Source organism: Pseudomonas sp. EB271-G4-1 (assembly GCF_058791355.1).
Map to the genome: position 1 here is coordinate 1 of NZ_JBYTEO010000062.1, position 18,227 is coordinate 18,227.

At 59.5% G+C, this 18,227-nt stretch carries 17 protein-coding genes; 5 read left to right on the plus strand and 12 right to left on the minus strand.

The window, feature by feature from the left end:
* Window positions 1-307: 307 nt before the first annotated feature.
* The 7 genes from AC3WWR_RS24830 to AC3WWR_RS24860 form a co-directional block, all read right to left on the minus strand.
* Entirely contained in the window at window positions 308-1,096 is a 789-nt protein-coding gene (locus AC3WWR_RS24830; RefSeq protein ID WP_020798147.1) for a CpsD/CapB family tyrosine-protein kinase, read from the minus strand.
* An 11-nt stretch (window positions 1,097-1,107) separates the two neighbouring features.
* Window positions 1,108-2,670: a GumC family protein gene (locus AC3WWR_RS24835; protein ID WP_020798148.1), complete on the minus strand. Its 1,563-nt coding sequence runs from the start codon at window positions 2,668-2,670 to the stop codon at window positions 1,108-1,110.
* Window positions 2,671-2,690: 20 nt separating this feature from the next.
* A complete protein-coding gene (locus AC3WWR_RS24840; protein WP_033043908.1) occupies window positions 2,691-3,782 on the minus strand; it encodes a hypothetical protein in 1,092 nt (363 codons plus the stop codon).
* Between the two features lie 56 nt (window positions 3,783-3,838).
* Window positions 3,839-4,396, minus strand: a complete 558-nt coding sequence (locus AC3WWR_RS24845; RefSeq protein WP_020798150.1) for a polysaccharide biosynthesis/export family protein — start codon at window positions 4,394-4,396, stop codon at window positions 3,839-3,841.
* A gap of 109 nt (window positions 4,397-4,505) precedes the next feature.
* Window positions 4,506-4,841, minus strand: a complete 336-nt coding sequence (locus AC3WWR_RS24850; RefSeq protein WP_141195465.1) for a hypothetical protein — start codon at window positions 4,839-4,841, stop codon at window positions 4,506-4,508.
* Between the two features lie 568 nt (window positions 4,842-5,409).
* Window positions 5,410-5,928 carry a G/U mismatch-specific DNA glycosylase gene (mug, locus tag AC3WWR_RS24855; RefSeq protein WP_083348850.1) on the minus strand — a complete coding sequence of 173 codons (519 nt, stop codon included), beginning with the start codon at window positions 5,926-5,928 and terminating at the stop codon, window positions 5,410-5,412.
* The gene (locus tag AC3WWR_RS24860) at window positions 5,921-6,547 is read right to left on the minus strand and encodes a TetR/AcrR family transcriptional regulator (RefSeq protein WP_151141882.1); all 627 of its coding nucleotides are present in this window, start codon (window positions 6,545-6,547) and stop codon (window positions 5,921-5,923) included. The genes mug and AC3WWR_RS24860 overlap by 8 nt, the downstream gene beginning before the upstream one ends.
* 250 nt (window positions 6,548-6,797) lie before the next feature.
* Here AC3WWR_RS24860 and AC3WWR_RS24865 point away from each other — a divergent pair, with 250 nt between their 5' ends.
* The 5 genes from AC3WWR_RS24865 (at window position 6,798) to AC3WWR_RS24885 (ending at window position 12,887) form a co-directional block, all read left to right on the plus strand.
* Window positions 6,798-7,916, plus strand: a complete 1,119-nt coding sequence (locus AC3WWR_RS24865) for an HlyD family secretion protein (protein ID WP_151141880.1) — start codon at window positions 6,798-6,800, stop codon at window positions 7,914-7,916.
* Window positions 7,916-9,415 carry a DHA2 family efflux MFS transporter permease subunit gene (locus AC3WWR_RS24870; RefSeq protein ID WP_492599158.1) on the plus strand — a complete coding sequence of 500 codons (1,500 nt, stop codon included), beginning with the start codon at window positions 7,916-7,918 and terminating at the stop codon, window positions 9,413-9,415. Before AC3WWR_RS24865 ends, AC3WWR_RS24870 begins: the two co-directional genes overlap by 1 nt.
* 19 nt (window positions 9,416-9,434) lie before the next feature.
* Entirely contained in the window at window positions 9,435-10,895 is a 1,461-nt protein-coding gene (locus tag AC3WWR_RS24875; protein WP_492599159.1) for an efflux transporter outer membrane subunit, read from the plus strand.
* Window positions 10,896-10,926: 31 nt separating this feature from the next.
* On the plus strand, window positions 10,927-11,877 hold the full coding sequence (locus tag AC3WWR_RS24880) for an aldo/keto reductase (protein WP_020798156.1): 951 nt from the start codon (window positions 10,927-10,929) through the stop codon (window positions 11,875-11,877).
* A gap of 62 nt (window positions 11,878-11,939) precedes the next feature.
* On the plus strand, window positions 11,940-12,887 hold the full coding sequence (locus AC3WWR_RS24885) for a LysR family transcriptional regulator (RefSeq protein WP_020798157.1): 948 nt from the start codon (window positions 11,940-11,942) through the stop codon (window positions 12,885-12,887).
* 36 nt (window positions 12,888-12,923) lie between these two features.
* Here the strand turns inward: AC3WWR_RS24885 and AC3WWR_RS24890 are convergent, their stop codons facing one another.
* From AC3WWR_RS24890 to AC3WWR_RS24910, 5 genes are all read right to left on the minus strand, one after another.
* Entirely contained in the window at window positions 12,924-13,190 is a 267-nt protein-coding gene (locus tag AC3WWR_RS24890; protein ID WP_151141874.1) for a DUF2790 domain-containing protein, read from the minus strand.
* 245 nt (window positions 13,191-13,435) lie between these two features.
* The gene (locus AC3WWR_RS24895) at window positions 13,436-15,100 is read right to left on the minus strand and encodes a BCCT family transporter (protein WP_151141872.1); all 1,665 of its coding nucleotides are present in this window, start codon (window positions 15,098-15,100) and stop codon (window positions 13,436-13,438) included.
* 211 nt (window positions 15,101-15,311) lie between these two features.
* The gene (locus AC3WWR_RS24900; RefSeq protein ID WP_020798160.1) at window positions 15,312-16,493 is read right to left on the minus strand and encodes an MFS transporter; all 1,182 of its coding nucleotides are present in this window, start codon (window positions 16,491-16,493) and stop codon (window positions 15,312-15,314) included.
* A 27-nt stretch (window positions 16,494-16,520) separates the two neighbouring features.
* On the minus strand, window positions 16,521-16,892 hold the full coding sequence (locus AC3WWR_RS24905; RefSeq protein WP_020798161.1) for an ethanolamine utilization protein: 372 nt from the start codon (window positions 16,890-16,892) through the stop codon (window positions 16,521-16,523).
* Complete coding sequence (locus AC3WWR_RS24910; RefSeq protein WP_151141870.1) at window positions 16,889-18,217, minus strand: NAD(P)/FAD-dependent oxidoreductase; 1,329 nt, start codon at window positions 18,215-18,217, stop codon at window positions 16,889-16,891. The genes AC3WWR_RS24905 and AC3WWR_RS24910 overlap by 4 nt, the downstream gene beginning before the upstream one ends.
* Window positions 18,218-18,227: the final 10 nt, after the last annotated feature.

The window sequence follows — 18,227 nt, forward strand, 5'->3', positions numbered from 1 at the left end:
AGGCACCGAACGCCAGGGGCAAGAGCCCTTGGTTACTTGGGGCTCTTCCAAGTGACTCGCCGTAAGGGCGAAACCATAAGTGACCGTTACCGCAGGAATGGATATGTACTCAGTCACAAATCCCCATTGGCCGCCAGGACGCCTTCGCCGGCAAGCCTGGCTCCTAAGGTAAAAGCGAAATCCAGCCTTTACCGCACCAATGGATATGAACTCAGACAACAAACAATAGGTCGGCCGTCAGGCCACCTTCGCGAGCAGGCTCGCTCCCACAGTTGATCGGGGACAACCGCGAGCCGTGCGGCAATTCCTAGTAAGGCCGTTTCGCCGGCCCCGACTTGTTCAGCACCGTACCAATCAGGTTCGCCCTGCCCAGATGATGCAGACTCTCCTCGATCTCTTTCTTGGTATTCATGCCATTGGCAACCACCAGCAAGACACAGTCGAACTTGGGCAGGATAGTTATCACATCATCCGAACTCAGCACCGGCGGCAAATCGAAGATCACAACTCGAGAGTTGTAGCGTTCGCGCAGATCAACGATCAAATCGCCCACCACCGGCGAAGACAGCACCTCGGTGGAGAGCGGAATCGGTTCGCGCGTCGGCAAGACCACAAAGCGCGGCAAGGTCGGATTGACCAGGACCTCTTGCAGCTCTGCTTCGTTGGTCAGGAATTCATTGAGCGATTTTTCCATCGGCAGCCCCAGGTAGCTACCGACCTTGGGACAACGCAGATCGAAATCCACCAGCAGCGCCGTCTTGGTCGTGTGGTGCGCGATACTCATTGCCAGGTTGATCGCCAACACCGACTTGCCCGCCTCCGGCGTCGGCGAGGTGATGGCGAGCGTGCGCCAGCCATTCTCCTCCATGGCCTTCAAGACCTGGGTACGCAGCAGATCGAACGCCCAGCCCATGTTCGAATTCTTGTTGTAGGCGACAATGCGATGGCGCTCCAGGTGCTCGGCTCGCAACGGTACAACCTTGGTTTGTACGTAACTGAGCGCATTGAGCGGTGCAGGCTGTCCGGATGAAGAGAGCACCAGGCCTGACGAAGGCGATTGTTCGCCCTTACCCAGAGGTGGCTTAATAATTTCCATCGCAATATTCCTTATTCAAACCGCGCCAGAGCCTTGAACATCAGCAGATCCAGTGGCATGTAGAAGAAGTGCAGGAGCACCAGAGAGACCACGATCATCAAGACGCCACAGAGCACCAGTATCGTTCGCCACTGTTTGCGACGAGCCAGTTCCGCCTGGGTATGAATGTAGGGAATGGCAACCAGTACGCGCCTGCCCAGCACACTGGTTAGCGCGTCGACACCCCGTACCCGCTGGCTCAGCATCTCCAGCAACATCACCAGTGCACCCGCCCCTACCGGCGCAAGGACAAAGCCCAGGGCCACGACTTTCTTGCGGTTCGGCCGTACCGGTTTTTCCGGCATCAGCGGCGCTTCGAGCAGCACAAAACGCTCGGCTTTGTTTTCCTGCTCCAGGCTTTCGGTAATCTTCGCACTCATCTCCTTGGTGCGAATTTCTTCGTATTTCTTGCGTGCGTTTTCATGGTCGCGCATCAGCGTGACCAAGCCACGTTCCACTTGCGGCGCCTCGAGAATCTGGCTTTCCAGGGTCGCGATCTTGTCCAACAACTGCTGCTTCTGCGCGGCCAGCGATCGCATGCGCTGTTCCGAGGCGGCAATGCGCGCCTGGACCCTGGCAACGTCCAGGCTGACCGGCGTGACGGAACCGCCGCGACCTTGACTGGCCTGCATGGCGGCGATCTTGCGTTTGACCGTCCGAACATCCGGGTGGGCTTCGGTGTAGATCGTCAGCAGCCGGGCGTACTCGGCCTTGAGGCTGGCCAGATCCTCTACCGGTTCAGCGGCCGCACCTGCCGTGCCCTGCTTGATCGACAGACCGGCATGGGCCGCCGACAGTTCCAGGTCCTGGAAGCGCAAATCCTCGTTGGCCGCCTTGTAGTCACGGTCGATATCCTTGAGCTCGAGTTCAGAGCGCGACAACATGTTCATGCGCAGTTCCTGATGCTCAGGCAACGCGTTGCCATGGGCTTGCTTGAAGTCCGCCAGTTTGTTCTCCAGCACTTCCAGCTCAGTGCGCAGCTTGTTCGCCTCCTGGGTCAGGAACTCCGTGGTTTCACTGGCGCGCTCGGTGCGCTGCTTGATGTTCTCATTGAGGAACAGCGTCACCAGTTCGTTGGCCACTTCGTTCGCGACTTCTGGCTCCCTGTGCTCGAAGGCAAGGCGGAAGGCAATCGTTACCTCGCCTCGCCCCTTCACCGCCGCACTGACCAGGGCGACGGAAATCGCATTGCGCATCTCTTCGATCTTTTCGGTCAGGGTCAGGCGCCGGCTGCCCGTTTCGAAAAGATTGTACTTGTTGATGATCGCCTCCAAGTGCTCACGGGTCATCACACGCTGGCGGATGACTTCGATGCGCTCGTCAGCAAAGGTATTATTGTTCCCCGCCACCAGGTCCGGCGAAATCTGCTGAGATTCCACCAGGATAGTTCCGGACGACTGATAGATCGGTGGCATGGAGGTCGCCACCAATACAGCCGCCCCGATTATCACGGCCCCCGTCACAATCAACAGCCAGGCCCGGTGCTTGATTACTGCAATGTAGTCGTTGACCGACATTTCGTATTCAGAGGACATAAATACCACGCTGCTGAAGGTCAGAAGTCGGGGTGACTATAGATCAAGGTCATCCCTATGATGTTGGCATCGGCATTTGGCAAGCCGTCTCGCTCGCGCTCTTTGTAGGTGAAGGATAGGCGTGCAAGCCAAAAAGGCGAGAGCTCGCGACTCACAAACGCGCCGTATGTGCGAAAGGTACTGGGCGCGTCCCCTTTGGTTTTTTGCCAGGAGCCATCAACACCGACACGACTGGTCTCGTCGAGTAGATAACTCCAGTTACCCCGAAGCTCATCGGACTCGACCAGGCCGTTCTCCCCGTTGGCGATCGTGCTGCGACTGGCTTCGGCATTGGTCTCGACACGCTCACCGGTGTAACGCAGGCTCACGCCACCCTGGCCAGTGGGACCACTGTTGCTGTTGGATACCTTGTTCATACCGCCGTACACAGATCCCGTAAACCGCTCGGAGATCTGGTAGTTCACGCCGACCACCGGGGTGTAGCTGTTCGAGGAGCCCAGGGTGCTGGTGTCGTCCTTGGGCTCATAACGCGTCGCTTCGAATCGGGTGAACAGTTCGACCCGCTCATTCCATTGATAAAGCCAGCTGAGACGGTTGGTCAGCTCATCGTAGTTGGTCAGCGAGGCGGTGTCGTATTCGACATGGGTGAGGTCGATTTCGTCGACCAGGCTGCTGCGCTCGGTCACCGCGGATCGCCAGTTACCGCCGATGTTCGAGAGCTTTTGCGTGCCATCGGTCGAGTCTGTGACACCGGTTTGCTGGACTTCAGTGGAAAGCGTCGAACTCTCGATGTATCTCGCCGTGAGTCCATAGCCACCCTTTTCGGTCTCACGCTGCCAACCAAACGATAGCCTCGGGTCTTCTCGATTGGACACGACGTCGGTATCGGACGAGCGCTCCACATTGACACCGAGGCCAAACTTCCACTGGTCCCGATCAAAATTACCCACCAGCGTGTAATCGGGGGCAATGATCGTTCGCGTGATCGCTTTCTCGTCACTCGTCAAGAGCAATGGATTGCTGTCGTGCTCGACTGTCATGGGCAGCGCAACTGCCGACTGCCAGGCGCCGGCGTAGGTCATGCCGGAACATGGCAAAGTCAATATTGCCATCACCACTCCGGTTGTTTGCAATGAACGCAAGTTAATCCTTAATGCATCGCGCAATGTCAGGGAACGACCAGCGTATCGCCGGCCTGAAGTTCAAAGTTAGTGGACATGTCACGTCCGGCGATCAGATCGTCGTAGTTGACGAGCAGTACTTTCTGTTTTTTCCCTTCGCGCCGCAAGAGCTTGATTTCGTCCTTGTCAGCGAACTTGTCCAACCCGCCAGCCTCGCTCAAGGCTTGCAGCACATCGGTCTCACCGTTCATCTGCACCTTGCCGGGCTTGATTACCTTGCCCTGGACATAGACGACATTGCCCTTGGCCTCGGTTACCACAACGCTGACTACCGGATCGGGATAATATTTCGTGAGTTTTTCAGTGATTATCTTTTCAGCTTGAGCCGTATCAAGCCCTTTGACCTTGACCGGCCCCGCCAGCTTCAAAGTGATGTAGCCATTGGGCAGCACATCTACGCGCTCTATTTTTTCCGCTGGCTCGCCCCAAATGGACACTTCAACCTTGTCTCCAGCGTTCAGGAGATAGGAGTTGTCTTCGGCGGCACGGGCCACGCCGGGCAAGATCGCCAGCGCACACAGTGCAGGTAACATTAAACGCAGCATCTGGAATCCTCCGCCTGGTTAGCTCATCTAATGAGGATCAACCGTTACAATCAGCGTCCTCTTTAGGCCTGTAGCACCCACAAGAAAAACTATTTCGCAAAACTCACACTTAAATCTTGCGCCGATTGGCGACAACGATGAAACCTAATAGTGCGGAAGAGAATAACCATACAACCGCAGAGACCGGGACTGCATTGGGCTGAGTGTCGTGAAACGCCGAATCACCCGCCAGCCCCTTGTCTTGTACTGAATTAATCGCGAACGGCTGCTTGGCAACTTCCGTCATTAAACCGTCGCATGCTGAACTATTGACGGAAGCATTTACTCCCGACTTGGATCCATTATCAGCGTTGGAAATTTTGGCACTTTTGGCATCTAGCGAAGAGCCACCATGGACTGTACCAAGGCTCGTCGACGCCGCAGTCGCAGCTTCGGTCGAAGCCACGGCTGCCTGAGTCCTTGCACCCTCGCAAGCGCTACTTATGCGACTAATTTCATAGGGCAAATTGGCTGCTTGGGCAGTGGCAACGGCTACTCCATTCAGAGTCGCAAATAACACAATCAACTTAATGAAAACTGTCGTCCGCATATAACCGCCTCCCTGCGCTGAGGGTTTGGGATGAGTCGATTGAGGAAATCTGAATCAGGCTAAATGGAGCCTATAAGCAGATAGCCAGTACGTCAATAGCACGTCACAATAATAAATAGAAATATAAAACGGCGGCGGATAACGTCAAAAAAACGACGTAAGCAGCCTAAGTGAATTGTCAGAGACAGCAAGTGTTTATGCATGCAGTGGCCTCTTATAAAAACGCCGTCAAATCACCCATCGCACAAATAAACCAATGCAACGAAGATGCCGTCGAGCGTCGGCGTAGATCGCCTCCCATCGGACAGCCGATCACTGCCACACAGAGCCACGGAACGGGTCTGGGCGAGCGATATTCAGGGCCGGAAAAAATGGCGTCAGGCGCGTCCTTGGTGCACACCCAAGACTTTTCTGGACTCTCGCGCTAAAACAGGCGCGCGCCCAGTGCAACATACAGTTGGCTGTACTCAGCGACCAATTGCTCAAGGGAAAAGGCACGATTTCGCCCGCTGGGGTTGGGAAGGACCCAGACCGCGGCATTGCCGAATGTCTTCGGCTGCGGTCCCCAGGCAGCGTCGCGCTGATCGGACAAGGCGCAGTACGCCGCCTTACCGAGAAACGCCACGAAACGTGGCGCAATACCGGCGATCTTTTGTTCGAAAGCCGCCGCGGCCGCGACAAATTCATGGGCCGACAGCTGGTCCGCCCGCGCCGTCGGCCGCTGGACCACGGCGGTCAAACCACAGCCATGGCGCAGAATGTCCTGGTCTTGCTCCGGCTGAAGTTGATGTGACGTAAAACCGGCGAGGTGCAATGTGCGCCAAAAACGATTGCCCCGACCGGCAAAATGATGCCCCTGGGCCGCGGCAGTCACGCCTGGGTTGATGCCGCAAAAAACCACGTCCAATTGTGGCGCCAGTATATCGTCGAGCCCTTCACTCACCGCAGATCACACCGACCGCATTACGTGCGAGCGCCGTCAATTCCTCACGCGACTTGCCGGCTCGCGCACGGATCGAAATGCTGTGCAGCAGCGATGAAGCGAGCACCGCCAGGGCTCCTGCATCGACATCGTCTTTTAATTCGCCAGATGCAATGGCCCTGCGCAGGCGCGCCTCCAGATCGGCATCCAACCTGCTCAGGCGATCACTGAGCACCGCTCGGATCTGCGGATCCTCGACAGCCTCGGTGGTCGCCGTGCCAATCGCGAAGCAGCCACGTGGCTGACCGTCGCCCGAAAAGTAGATCGACAACTGTCCCTCGTAGAAACGCATCAGCGCCTGGCACAACGTCAGTTGGTTGTCGGCCAGCGCGGCCTGCATGTCGGCGGCGGCAAACTCCCAGTACTGCTCGAGCGCCTTGATGTACAGCGCATGTTTGTCACCAAAGGCCGCATAGAGGCTGGGGCGATTCATCCCGGCCGCGGTGGCGATGCTGTCCAGGGAGGCGCCGGAATAGCCAGTGCTCCAGAACACACCGAGCGCTTGTTGCAACGCTGTCTGCGGGTCATACGCGCGGGGTCGGCCGCGGCCTTTGCCCGCTGTCACTTTATTTTGTGCCATGTCGTATAAAATCCTTGCAGGAAGGTGGATGCGGGGATATTTTTACACAATCGCACAAAAATAAGGAACCACAAATTCCTTGATTCATGTTTGTTCAAGCGCAGCTCAAACCGGGTGTTGCAGCGACGAAACAGCGGTGCCGGAGCGATCCTCCCAAGCACCTGCGGGTTTGCTTTACCACAACATTCATTGACGTCGGTGCCAGGCGATTGCTGCAGGCCCGCCTTCCCGGTTAAAGGTCCATTCGATCATGACTCAATCCATCGACATCAAGGCTTCGCAGGCCTATGAGGCCCAATCGCCGATCAACAAACCCCTGAAGGAGAAGCTGCGGCCTTGGCTCATGGTGGGCCTGCCTACCCTTTTCGCTGTCATTGGCTATGCGTACTACGTGGCTGGCGAACCCTTCGTTACCACCGATAACGCCTACGCCCGGGTGGCCAAGGCCTCGGTCAATGCACGGATTTCCGGGCAGGTCGTGGACATCGCCGTCCAGGACAACCAGAAGGTCAGCAAGGGCCAAGTGCTGTTTCGCCTCGACCCCAAGCCCCTGCATATCGCAATCGATCGTGCGCAAGCGCAACTGAGTGTCGCGCGGCTGCGCATCGATGGGCTCAAGGCCAGCTACCGTCAACAGCAGGCAGAACTGCAATCGGCCAAAGAGTCAGCGGACTTTGACCAGAAGGAATTCGCCCGCAAGAAAGCGCTGGTTGCGACCGACTTTGTTTCCCGGGCCATTTATGAGCGCGCGGAAACCGACCTGAAGATCGCGCGGCAACGCATTGCCTCGATCGAACAACAGATCGCCAGCACCGTCGTCGCCCTGGACGGCAACCCGAACATCGAGGCCGACAGTCACCCTTCGGTGCGTGAAGCCAAGGCGCAGCTCGATGAAGCGCAGCTGTACCTTGCCTACGCCACGGTCTATGCGCCTGCTGACGGCATAGTTGCCAAGGTCGACGACTTGCAGGTGGGCAACTACCTCAACAGCGGCGCACCCGCCTTCGCGTTGATCAGCGACCATGAGATCTGGGTCGAGGCCAACTTCCGGGAAACCCAGGTCACGCACATGCGAGCAGGTCAGGAAGCGCGCATCAGCATCGACACTTACCCCGGGCACGTGTTCAAGGCCCACGTGACCAGCATGAGCCCTGGCGCCGGGTCGGACTTCGCCCTGCTGCCGCCGGAAAACGCCACCGGTAACTGGGTCAAGGTGGTCCAGCGGGTACCGGTTCGCCTCGAACTGGATGACGCGGACCCTGCCCTGCCACTGTTTTCCGGCACCAGTGCCACAGTCGAGGTCGATACCGGACATCGCACGCCATGGTGGCACCCGCTCAAGTCGCTGCTGACCGCAGGTAACTTCTGATGAACGCCCATGCACAGACATCCGCGGATCCGGGCCGTGCGCACTCGCTTCGATTGGCGGTGCTGCTCGCCACTTACATGCAGTCCGCCAACCTGCCGCTGCCCAATGCGGTGCTGCGGCTGATTCAAGGCACCCTGTCGATGACTGACGACCAGGCCGGATGGATTTTCACGGCGTACCTCGCGGCGAGCGCCATTACCCTGCCGATTGCCCAGTGGCTTGCCGGACGTCTTGGCCTGAAGCTTGTCTATCAAGCCGCGCTGGCTGTCTTCGTCCTCGGTTTGCTGCTCGCGACGGTGGCCACGACGCCGCTGCAATTTATTGCTGCGCGGATCATCCAGGGCCTGGCCAGTGGCGTGCTGGCGCCCCTGTCGATGGCAATTGCCATGGAGACATTGGCGCCCGAGAAGCGCATGAAATTTGGTGCGACCTGGACCGCCATCGTGCTCCTGGGCATCGTCAGCGGCCCAAGCATCGGTGGCTGGATCGCCGAGCATTTCGATTGGCGCCCGATCTTCTACATCAGCCTGCCGTTGTCGGCGTACATCTTTTTGGTCGTGGCCCTGCTGCTGGCCGAGAAAAAACCCGAGGAAGCGCCTTCTTTCGACTTCTTCGGCTTCGGCAGTTTCACCCTGGCCTTGATCGGCCTGCAGATGCTGCTCGACCGCGGCGAACGCCTGGACTGGTTCGATTCGCCGGAAATCTGGATCGAAGCACTGGCCTGTGGGCTGGGGTTGTACTTGTTCATGGTGCACGTATTGACCAGCAAGACGCATTTCCTCAACAAGCGCCTGTTCCGTGATCGCAATTTCGTGCTGTCGACGCTGATCTTTTTCGCCGTGGGTTTCGTGCTGCTCTCGACCATGGCGCTGACCTCGCCGATGCTCGATGAAATTCTCGGCTACCCCCCAGATACCACCGGTGCCCTGACCATCCCGCGTGGCATCGGGCTGGTGGGTGCGTTTGTGCTGATGGGCTGGGTGCCCGAGCGTTTCGATCGCCGGCTATTCGTGGCGGCAGGCGTGGCCCTGGTGATCTTTGCCAACGGGCTGATGCTCGACTATTCGCCCTTGATGGACTGGTCGCCGGTGGCGGTTGCCGGGGCCATCCAGGGCATCGGCATCGGCCTGCTGATGCCGGCACTGACCAAGGTCGCGTTCAGCACCCTTGACCCCGCACTTCGGGCGGAGGGGACCGGCCTGTTCAATCTTTCGCGGGTCTACGGCAGCACCCTGGGCGTAGCGATCGTGCAGATTTTCTTCTTCAACAATACCCAGGCGATGCACCTGGCATTGGCCGCCAACGTGACGCCCTATCGCGCTGCCGCTCATGGGGGCACGGCGTCGATGTCGTTGCCGGCACTCGAAGGGCTTAACCACATGATCACCCATCAGGCCGCGTTCATCGCCGTTATCGGCCAGTTCAAGATCCTGCTGGTGGCGATGCTGGTGGTCAGCCCGCTGGTGGTCTTTCTGCGCAAACCGATACCGGCCAATTAATTTTCGTGGAGTCTGTGCAATGAAATCCAGTCATCTGTTCCCAACGAAAATCGCGGCAGTGTCGGCAATGGTCTTGCTCTCTGCCTGTACCGTCGGCCCTGACTTCAAGGCCCCGCCGACGAGCCAATCGCAGCACTACGATCAACAGGCCGAGCAGCGTCTTGGCCAGGGGAGTTCGCAGCGCATTGCCCTGGGCAACAAGGTCACCGGGCAATGGTGGTCCGCCTTTGGCTCGCCCACGCTCGACCAACTGGTGCGCCGGGCCATCGACGGCAATCTGGAGCTGGTCGCTGCCGATGCAACGATACGGCAGGCATCACAATCGGTGGCTGCGGCACGAGGCGCGCTGTATCCGCAGGTCGACTTCGCTGCGGCAGCGGGTCGCCAACGGCTGCACAACACCAAGGACCCGTCGGTCACCAACTTTTATGCAATCGGGCCGCGGGTGGGTTTCGACCTCGATGTCTTCGGTGGCAACAAGCGGCTCGTCGAACAGCAGCAAGCCTTTAGCGACTTGCAAAAGCATCGTTACGAAGCCGCGTACCTGACCCTGACCGGCGAGGTCGCCAGCCAGGCGTTGCTGGTGGCTTCTGCCAATGCGCAGATGCAGGCCGTGGAGACCTTGCTGGACAACGACACCCGCAACCTCGAACTGGTGCGCGCGGCCCATGCCAGCGGCACCACCACCCAGGTCGATGTGTCGCTGGCAGAGACCCGGCTTGCCCAGGACCGTACGTTGCTGCCGCCCCTGGCCCAGCAACGGGATGCTGCGCGCCATGCGCTGTCTATCCTGACGGGCAAGGGCCCGGCTGACTGGATTGCGCCGGACTTTGACCTCGACGAATTTGCCTTGCCGTCGAACGTGCCGGTCAGCCTGCCCTCGGAAATGGCCCACGACCGTCCGGACGTGCGCCAGGCCGAGGCCGAGCTGCACATTGCCAGCGCCGCGGTCGGCGTGGCGACCGCCAATCTCTATCCGCGGGTGACGTTGTCCGCCTCCCTGGCCCAGGCCGCATCAGGCAATGGCGGCGCCGCACTCTGGGGGTTCGCGGTGGGAATCGCCGGGCCGATCTTCAACGGCGGAACCCTCAAGGCTGAACAACAGGCCGCCGTCGAGGGTTACAACGCCACGCTCGCTGACTACCAGCAGACCGTCATCAGCTCGTTCGGCCAGGTCGCGGACACGCTGCAAGCAATCAACCACGACGCGCAGGAATTTCGCGCCCAGGAGGATGCACTGCAAGCGGCCGACACCAGCTTGCGTCTGAACCGGCAAGCATATGCCCTGGGCGAGAACAGCACGCTCCAGGTGCTCGAAGCCGAGCGCGCCTACCAACAGGCGCTGCTGAGCCAGATCCGCGTCAAGACCGCGCAATACCTCGACACCGTGCAGCTTTTTGTAGCCCTCGGCGGCAACTCCGTCGGCGTGGCCGAGCAACGGTTGGCCAGCCGCCAGGCACCACAACGTTCGTATCAGTAGAGGCTGCGGCCTCGGTAGTTGGAGTCAAGACATGTCCTACGAAGCCTTTCACGATGAACTGCGAGATACCCGGTTTGCCCTCAATCACGGTTCTGGGCAGATGCCCGCCGTGGGTTTCGGCACCCTGTTCAAGGACCTCGGCGTCACCACCCAGGCGATCACCCACGCGCTGGAAACCGGGTTCCGTCATTTCGATTGCGCCGAGCGTTATCGCAACGAGGAATCGGTCGGCGTTGCCCTGCAAGCTTTCATGGACGCGGGCAAGGCCCGGCGCGAAGACCTGTTCATCACCACCAAGCTGTGGAACACCAACCACCGCCCCGAACGGGTGTTGCCGGCCTTTGAAGCCAGTTGCCGACGGCTGCAGGTGGATTACATCGATTGCTATCTGATCCACACGCCCTTCGCGTTCCAGGCCGGGGACGACCAGGACCCCAGGGATGCCTTCGGCCATGTCCTCTACGACTCTGGTGTAACCCTGATCGACACCTGGCGGGCCCTTGAGCAACTGGTCGATCAAGGTCGTTGCAGGTCCATCGGCCTGTCGGACATCACCTTGGAGGCGCTGAAAGAAATCGTCGCCGTGGCGCGAATCAAACCCGCGGTGGTGCAAGTCGAATCCCACCCGTACCTGCCGGAATGGGAACTGCTGGAGTACTGCAAGGAACACGGGATCATCCTCCTGGCCTTCGCGCCGCTGGGCCACGGCATGGAACCGAACGTGCTGGAGGACGAAGTGATCCTGGGCATCGCCCGGCACTTGCAAAGAACCCCGGCCCAGGTCGCACTGGCCTGGGCGGTACAGCGCGGTGTCGCGTTCCTGACCACCTCGGCGACACCCGCCCATATCCAGGAAAACTTCCATATCACCACCCTGCCCCACAGGGCCATGCTGGAAATTCACCAGGAGATCACAACGCGGATACGCTTCAATTCCGTAGTGGAAACCGGAGTACCGGGGTTCATCCCGCGCAAACAATGACAGGCCTGGAGGGGACGGTCATGTGCCGTCCTTTTTTTTGGTTGACCCAAGAGACGACAACGATGGATGTATTCCAGAGCATGCGTTTTTTCCTGGCGGTCGCCCAGAGCGGCAGCTTTACCGCAGCCGCGCATTTGCTGGACACCACCACGACCAACGTTTCCAAGGCGGTCTCCAGTCTCGAGGCCCGCCTGCAAACCCGCCTGATCAACCGTACGACCCGGCGCCTGGCCTTGACCGAAGCCGGCACGCGCTATCTGGAACGCTGCGAGAAGATTCTGGAAGAACTGCGAGAAGCGGAGGAGGAAGCAGGCACCGCACAGGTCACCCCCGTGGGCCGCCTGAAGATTCACGCGATGTCGGCCATCGGCAACCACTACGTGATCGACGCCATTGCCAAATACCGCGAGACACACCCCTCGGTCCTGTTTGACCTGGCCTTGACCAATCGGCTGCCCGATCTACTGGAAGAAGGTTATGACATGTCGATCGTGCTGGCGCGCGACCTGCCCGACTCGGGCTTCGTCGCCCAGCGGCTGGGCATCACCTACAGCATTCTCTGCGCTTCGCCGACCTACCTGGAAAAACGAGGAATACCCGACACGCCGGGTTCACTCGGCACACATGATTGCCTGAGAATCGTCAACACGGTGATGCCGGCCGAGCACTGGGTATTCGAGGGGCCCGAAGGCGTGGAGGCCGTCAACACACCGGTGTCGCCGTTTCACGTCAATACCGCCGATGCCATGACCGTCGCCATCACCCGCGGCATGGGCATTGGCATCCAGCCGATCGCGTCCGCCGTGGCCAGCCTCAAGGCAGGCACCCTGGTGCGGGTTCTGCCGCAGTACCATTTTGAAGAGTTGAACCTGTTCGCCATCTACCCTTCACGAAAATTCGTCGATGCAAAAATAAAAACCTGGGTGGAGTTTCTCAAGGACTACCTGCCCGGGTTGCTGGCTGACGATGACAAAATTGCCCGTTCATCTAAACGCACTACAAACATCTGAGGATGGAGTGTCGACCCTCCATCGTCACCGCCGTACTCAACCGTTCGAGCACCCAGTGCCCATGACTTGATACTGCATGACATGGCGCAGGCCCTGGGAATCTTCGTAGGTCATCTGCGCCGAAACCGGACCGCACTCTGGCGCGACATCGGTCACGGAAATGACCTTCTTGATGTCCAGTCTCGAACCGTAGGTGTAGGTCTCGATCGGTGGCTTGTTGGCCGAGATTCTGGCATGGCTTTCTTCGGCAAAGGCCTGGGCACCGATGCAACCGAGTGCAAGGAAAATCGCGATTCTTTTCATGGGGTTCACCGTCTCGTTCAGGGTGGCTGATGGGTACCTCTGGAACCCTTGGCCCGGGTTCCTTCGGTAGAGACGATGCTAGGGGTTTGCCCGGGCGCCAAACAGCGCCCTGGCGGATAAACACTGTGAACAGAATGCGCAGGAATGCAGGGATCGAAATCTGCAGGAAGTCATCAAACCGCAACCGTCAGCTGTGTTGGCAGCAGACGGTCGCGGTGTGTTCACGCATGCCTCAGCAAGGCTTATCAGGCGGCAGTGGCCGCCAGAGCTTCACGCCCCTCCTGTGAAGAACGCCCCTGCTGCGGCAGGCGATCCAGCGCTGGCGCCCAGGCCGGCACGCTCGGCATCTCCTTGCGCAAGCTGTGGATCAGCGTATAGGACATTACCAACAGCAACATGGCGATCGGCAAACCGGCGGCGATACTTGCCATCTGAATGGCCTTGAGTCCCCCGGCCAGCAACAACCCTGCGGCAATGGCACCTTCAAGAATGCACCAGAGCAGCCTGATCCAGTTCGGCGGATTGGTGCTGCCCAACGCACACAAGGTGCACAGAACCTGGGTACCGGCATCCGCAGTGGTGACGAAATGCACACCCAGCAACACGCAAACCAGTATCGACAGCGCGGCACCCATGGCCTGGCCATCGAGCGACTGCAGCAAGGTGAACATGGCCGCGGTGGTCTCTTTCTTGGTGGCGAGCAACACGGTGCCGCCTTCGAACTTCGGCTGCTCCTGGGTCACCACCTGGCTGGCGACGGATGCCTGGTAGGCCTGCCTGTCCTGCTGTTCGTTTTTCAGCGCCGCGCCACCGAACACCGACATCCACAGGATGGTCACCAGGGTCGGTACCACCAGCGCCCCGATCACCAGTTCACGGATGGTCCGGCCTTTGGAAATGCGCGCGATGAACAGGCCGACAAAAGGACCCCAGGTCATCCACCATGGCCAGTAGAACGCCGTCCACCAGTTTTGCCATTCGCTGTCTTTCTGCGTGTCCATCCAGAAACTCAAGCCAACTATGTTTTGCACATAGTCGCCGGTGGATTCAAACATCAGGTTGAGAATGTAACGTGTAGGACCGATTGCCAACACGGCCAGCATCAGGATGAACGACAGGTACATATTGAGCGTGGAGATACGCTTCATTCCCTTGGACAGTCCGGCCAACAGCGAAATACAAGCAACGATACTGACAAACAGAATGATCGATAACTGCAAGCCGACACTGACCGGAATACCGAATACCTGATGCAATCCGGTATTGATCTGCACCACACCGAGGCCAAGGGACTGGGACACGCCAAAGGCCGTGATCACCACCCCCATGATATCGACCACATGGCCGACCCAGCCGTAGATACGATCGCCAATCAGCGGATAAAGCAGCGATCGCAGGGCCAGCGGCAAACCTTTACGGTAGGCGAAGTACGCCAGGCTCAAGCCAATCATGGAGAAGATCGCCCATGGATGCAGGCCCCAGTGGAACAGGGTGATGCGCATCGCCAGGGTCGCGGACTCGTCCGTCAAGCCTTTGGAAAACGGGTTGTCGGCGTAGTGCAGCATGGGTTCGGCCACGGACCAGAAAATCAGTCCGATGCCCATTCCCGCGCTGAACAGCATGGCAATCCAGGAGGCGAAACTGAACTCGGGAACATCCTGTTCGGTGCCAAGTTTCAAGTTGCCGAAACGGCTGATCGATATATAAAGCAGTACGCCCAGCACGCCACTGATCAGGGCGATGTAATACCATTTGAAGTTATGCAGGATAAACACCGAAGCCATTTCAAAAGCCTTGGCTGCCTGCTCGTCTTTAAATGCACAGAACACGACAAATATGATCACCGCTAATATCGAAGCCACGGTCACATTCGGATTAAGGCCTTTCAACAGGCCGGATTGAGCACGCATTGTTTTCCCCTTTTGTTTTTGTTTAAGGGTTTGGATATGTTCCGCAGTTCGCTTATCGCCTGGTATCGAATGACACCAGGACGGTTTCACCTGCAGGTAAATTCCGGTTTATTACGCCTTTGGCAGCGTCACCAAGATCGTTTAAAGCTGACCAGCGCTCAAACCATTTTTCGTCACCGACTCATGAGAAAAACGCATCAATAGGACGCAATCAAGCGCCTGTTTCCAGGGTACTTTCGCAGGCCCCCTGTTCGCTCAAGAGCGTGACTTTCGCCTGCCCTACGAACAGGGCCAGCAACACGGCGCTGCCCCCGAGGAAAAAATAAAAGCTCGACGCACCGAAGCCTTCCATCAGCGCCCCCGCAATGAGTGGCCCGATACAGGCGCCGACCCCAAAGGTGATCAACAGCATGCCCGAGAGCGAAACGCGCAAGGACGGCTCCATGTTGTCATTGGCCAACGCCACGCCCAGCGGGTACAGGCAGAACTGCAGAAAACCGATGCCGGCACCGAACCACAGCAATGTCGTGAACGATGGCGCTTGAGCGAACCCCAGCGGCAGGCTGATGAGTACCAGCAATACCGCCACCGCGCGGATCAGGCTCGCCCGGGGCAGCCGGTCCGACAGCCAGCCCAACGGCAACTGGGCCAATAGCCCGGCACCGATGGTCAACGCCAGGAACTGACCGACCTGCGCCGTGCCCAATCCTTGCTTGCTCGCATAGATCGCAGCCAGGCCGTAGAAGCTGCCATTGAGCATGCCCGACACCAGGATCGTCCCCAATGCCTGTGGAACGCGCCGCAGGAACAAGCGCAGGTCAATCGAGGTCGCGTGTACCGCCATGGGATGCGTGCGGCGGGTTAGCGCCACCGGCACCGAACACAGGGCGAACACCATCGCCACAGCCAACAGCGCACGGATTCCCAGCCCCTCGTCGAGACTCAAGGCCAATTGTCCGAGCATCATGCCGACGTAGCTGGCGACCATGTACAGCGCCAGGACACCGCCGCGCTGCTCGGTCCGGGCCTGGTCGTTGAGCCAGCTTTCCAGCACCATCAATTGGCACATCATGGCCAGTCCCACCAGCGCCCGCAGTACCAGCCAGAAGGCCAGGGACGTGCTGAACTCATGGGCCAGGACCGCCGCCGCAATCGTTGCCGCGCAAGCGGCGTAGGTGCGAATGTGCCCGACCTGAGCGATCAGGCTGCGCCCGACCCAGCCACCCAGCACCATCCCCAGGGCATTGGCGGCCATCAACGCGCCACCCGCCGTTTCGCTCGCACCCAAAGCATTGAGGCGCAGCGCCAGATAGGTCATCAGCAAGGTCGATCCCAGTTGCATCAACAAGCTGGCCAGGTAGAGGGCGCCGAAGGTTCTTGTCAGTGTTATCACCGTACCGACTCCCTGAATAATGATGGTTCAAGCCAAACCGTGCAGTTGCTTCCAGTTACCCGGGTGAACCACATACCCGAACAACGCGTGCCCGCCATAAACCAGTTCGGTGCCTTCGGGAATCCACAGCAACTGGCCGGGAGTGACGGCAAACAGCTCGTCGCCGACCTGCAACTCGAAGCACCCTTCGATGACGAAAATCACCTCGTCATACAGCACCGTCCAGGCCACTTGCGCCCCTTCCCAGCGGGCAAAACCCACACCGATGTTCGGCGAGACTTCGTTGTTGAGGGCTCGCGCCACATACGCGGCGCCTGGCGGGCCACCTCGAAAGGTAAAGTCCAGGTCCTGATGGTCGATGCGCAGCACCCGGCGGCAGCCTTTATCCGCCGGGCTCATAGCTCGCTCCGGCTGTTCCAGGCCGCCAGGCGAATGCGCGAACGAACGCCCAGGCCGAGAAAGGGTTCCGGCGGGTTAAGCGACGGCATGCCGGTCACCGCACGGATATCGTTGAGCTGGGCAGATTCTGCCCCCACCGCGAGATCAGCCAGCATCGTCCCGGAGATGGTGCCCCAGGCGGCACCGACGCCGTTGTCGCACGCCGACGCATAGACACCGTTTTCCAGTTCGCCAAAAAAGTTGGTGAAGTTACGCGAGATCGCGTAGACGCCGCCCCAGGTGTGACTGAAAGGCACCTGCGCCAACTGCGGGAAGCGCACCAAGAAGGCCTTGCGGTGCGCATCCTGCACTTTCGAACGCATGGCATCGCTGGTGCTGCGACCGTATTTGGGTACGTGCTTGTAGGTGTTACGGATAATCAGGCGGCGGTCCTGGGTCATGCGCACCGTGGTGCCGGCGTGATCCGCCGGGGTCAGCCCCCAGTCCAGTTGGCCGCCGTAGGTCGCCAGCTCCGCATCGGTCAGGGGACGGGTCCAGCTGGCGAAGGTCATGACGGGTAACAGGCGATTGCGCAGGTAACCGAACTCCTGGGTGAAGATGCTCGTGCCCAGGAGCAACTGCGGGGTACGTATCTGCCCTGCCGTGCCGTGCAAGATCCAGCCGCCACGGCCGTCGCGCTCCAGGCGCTGGATGGGTGATTCTTCCAGCAACTCGACATTGGCCGGCAAGGTCCGGGCCAGACCCGTGACCAGCGCCGCCGGTTGCATCAGGTAGCAGCCGGGGGTGTAGATGGCGCCGCGATAATGGCCGGTGCCCAACACCTTGGCCAGCTCCGCGCTATCGGCCCGGCGGAACGGTTCGCCGAGGTCGCTCATCAGGCGTTCGAAATGATCCAGGTAGGCCAGGCCACGTTCGCCGACGGCGCCTTGATACTTGCCGGCATGGGACCATTGGCAATCGATCCCATGGGTTTGCACCAGGCCCTGCAACTGCGCAATCGCGGCGCGGTTAAGCGACAGCAAGCGCTGTTTGTGCGCGGGGTCCGGATGCTCGAGGGCGAACTTGTGCGGCAGGTCGATCACGAATCCCGAGTTGCGCCCTGAGGCCCCATGGGCGACCCGTTGCGCATCCACCAACAGGATACGGGCTTGCGGATGATGCTCGGCCAGGCGACGAGCCGCCGCCAGGCCGGCAAAGCCCGCGCCGATGACGGCGTAGTCGGCACGCTGTTCGCCGGACAGGCGTCTGCAGGCCGGTTGATCGGGCAACGCTGCATACCAGCCGCAACTCGCATCGTCGTAAGGCAGGTTGATCGTGTTTTTCATGTGTCTGGCC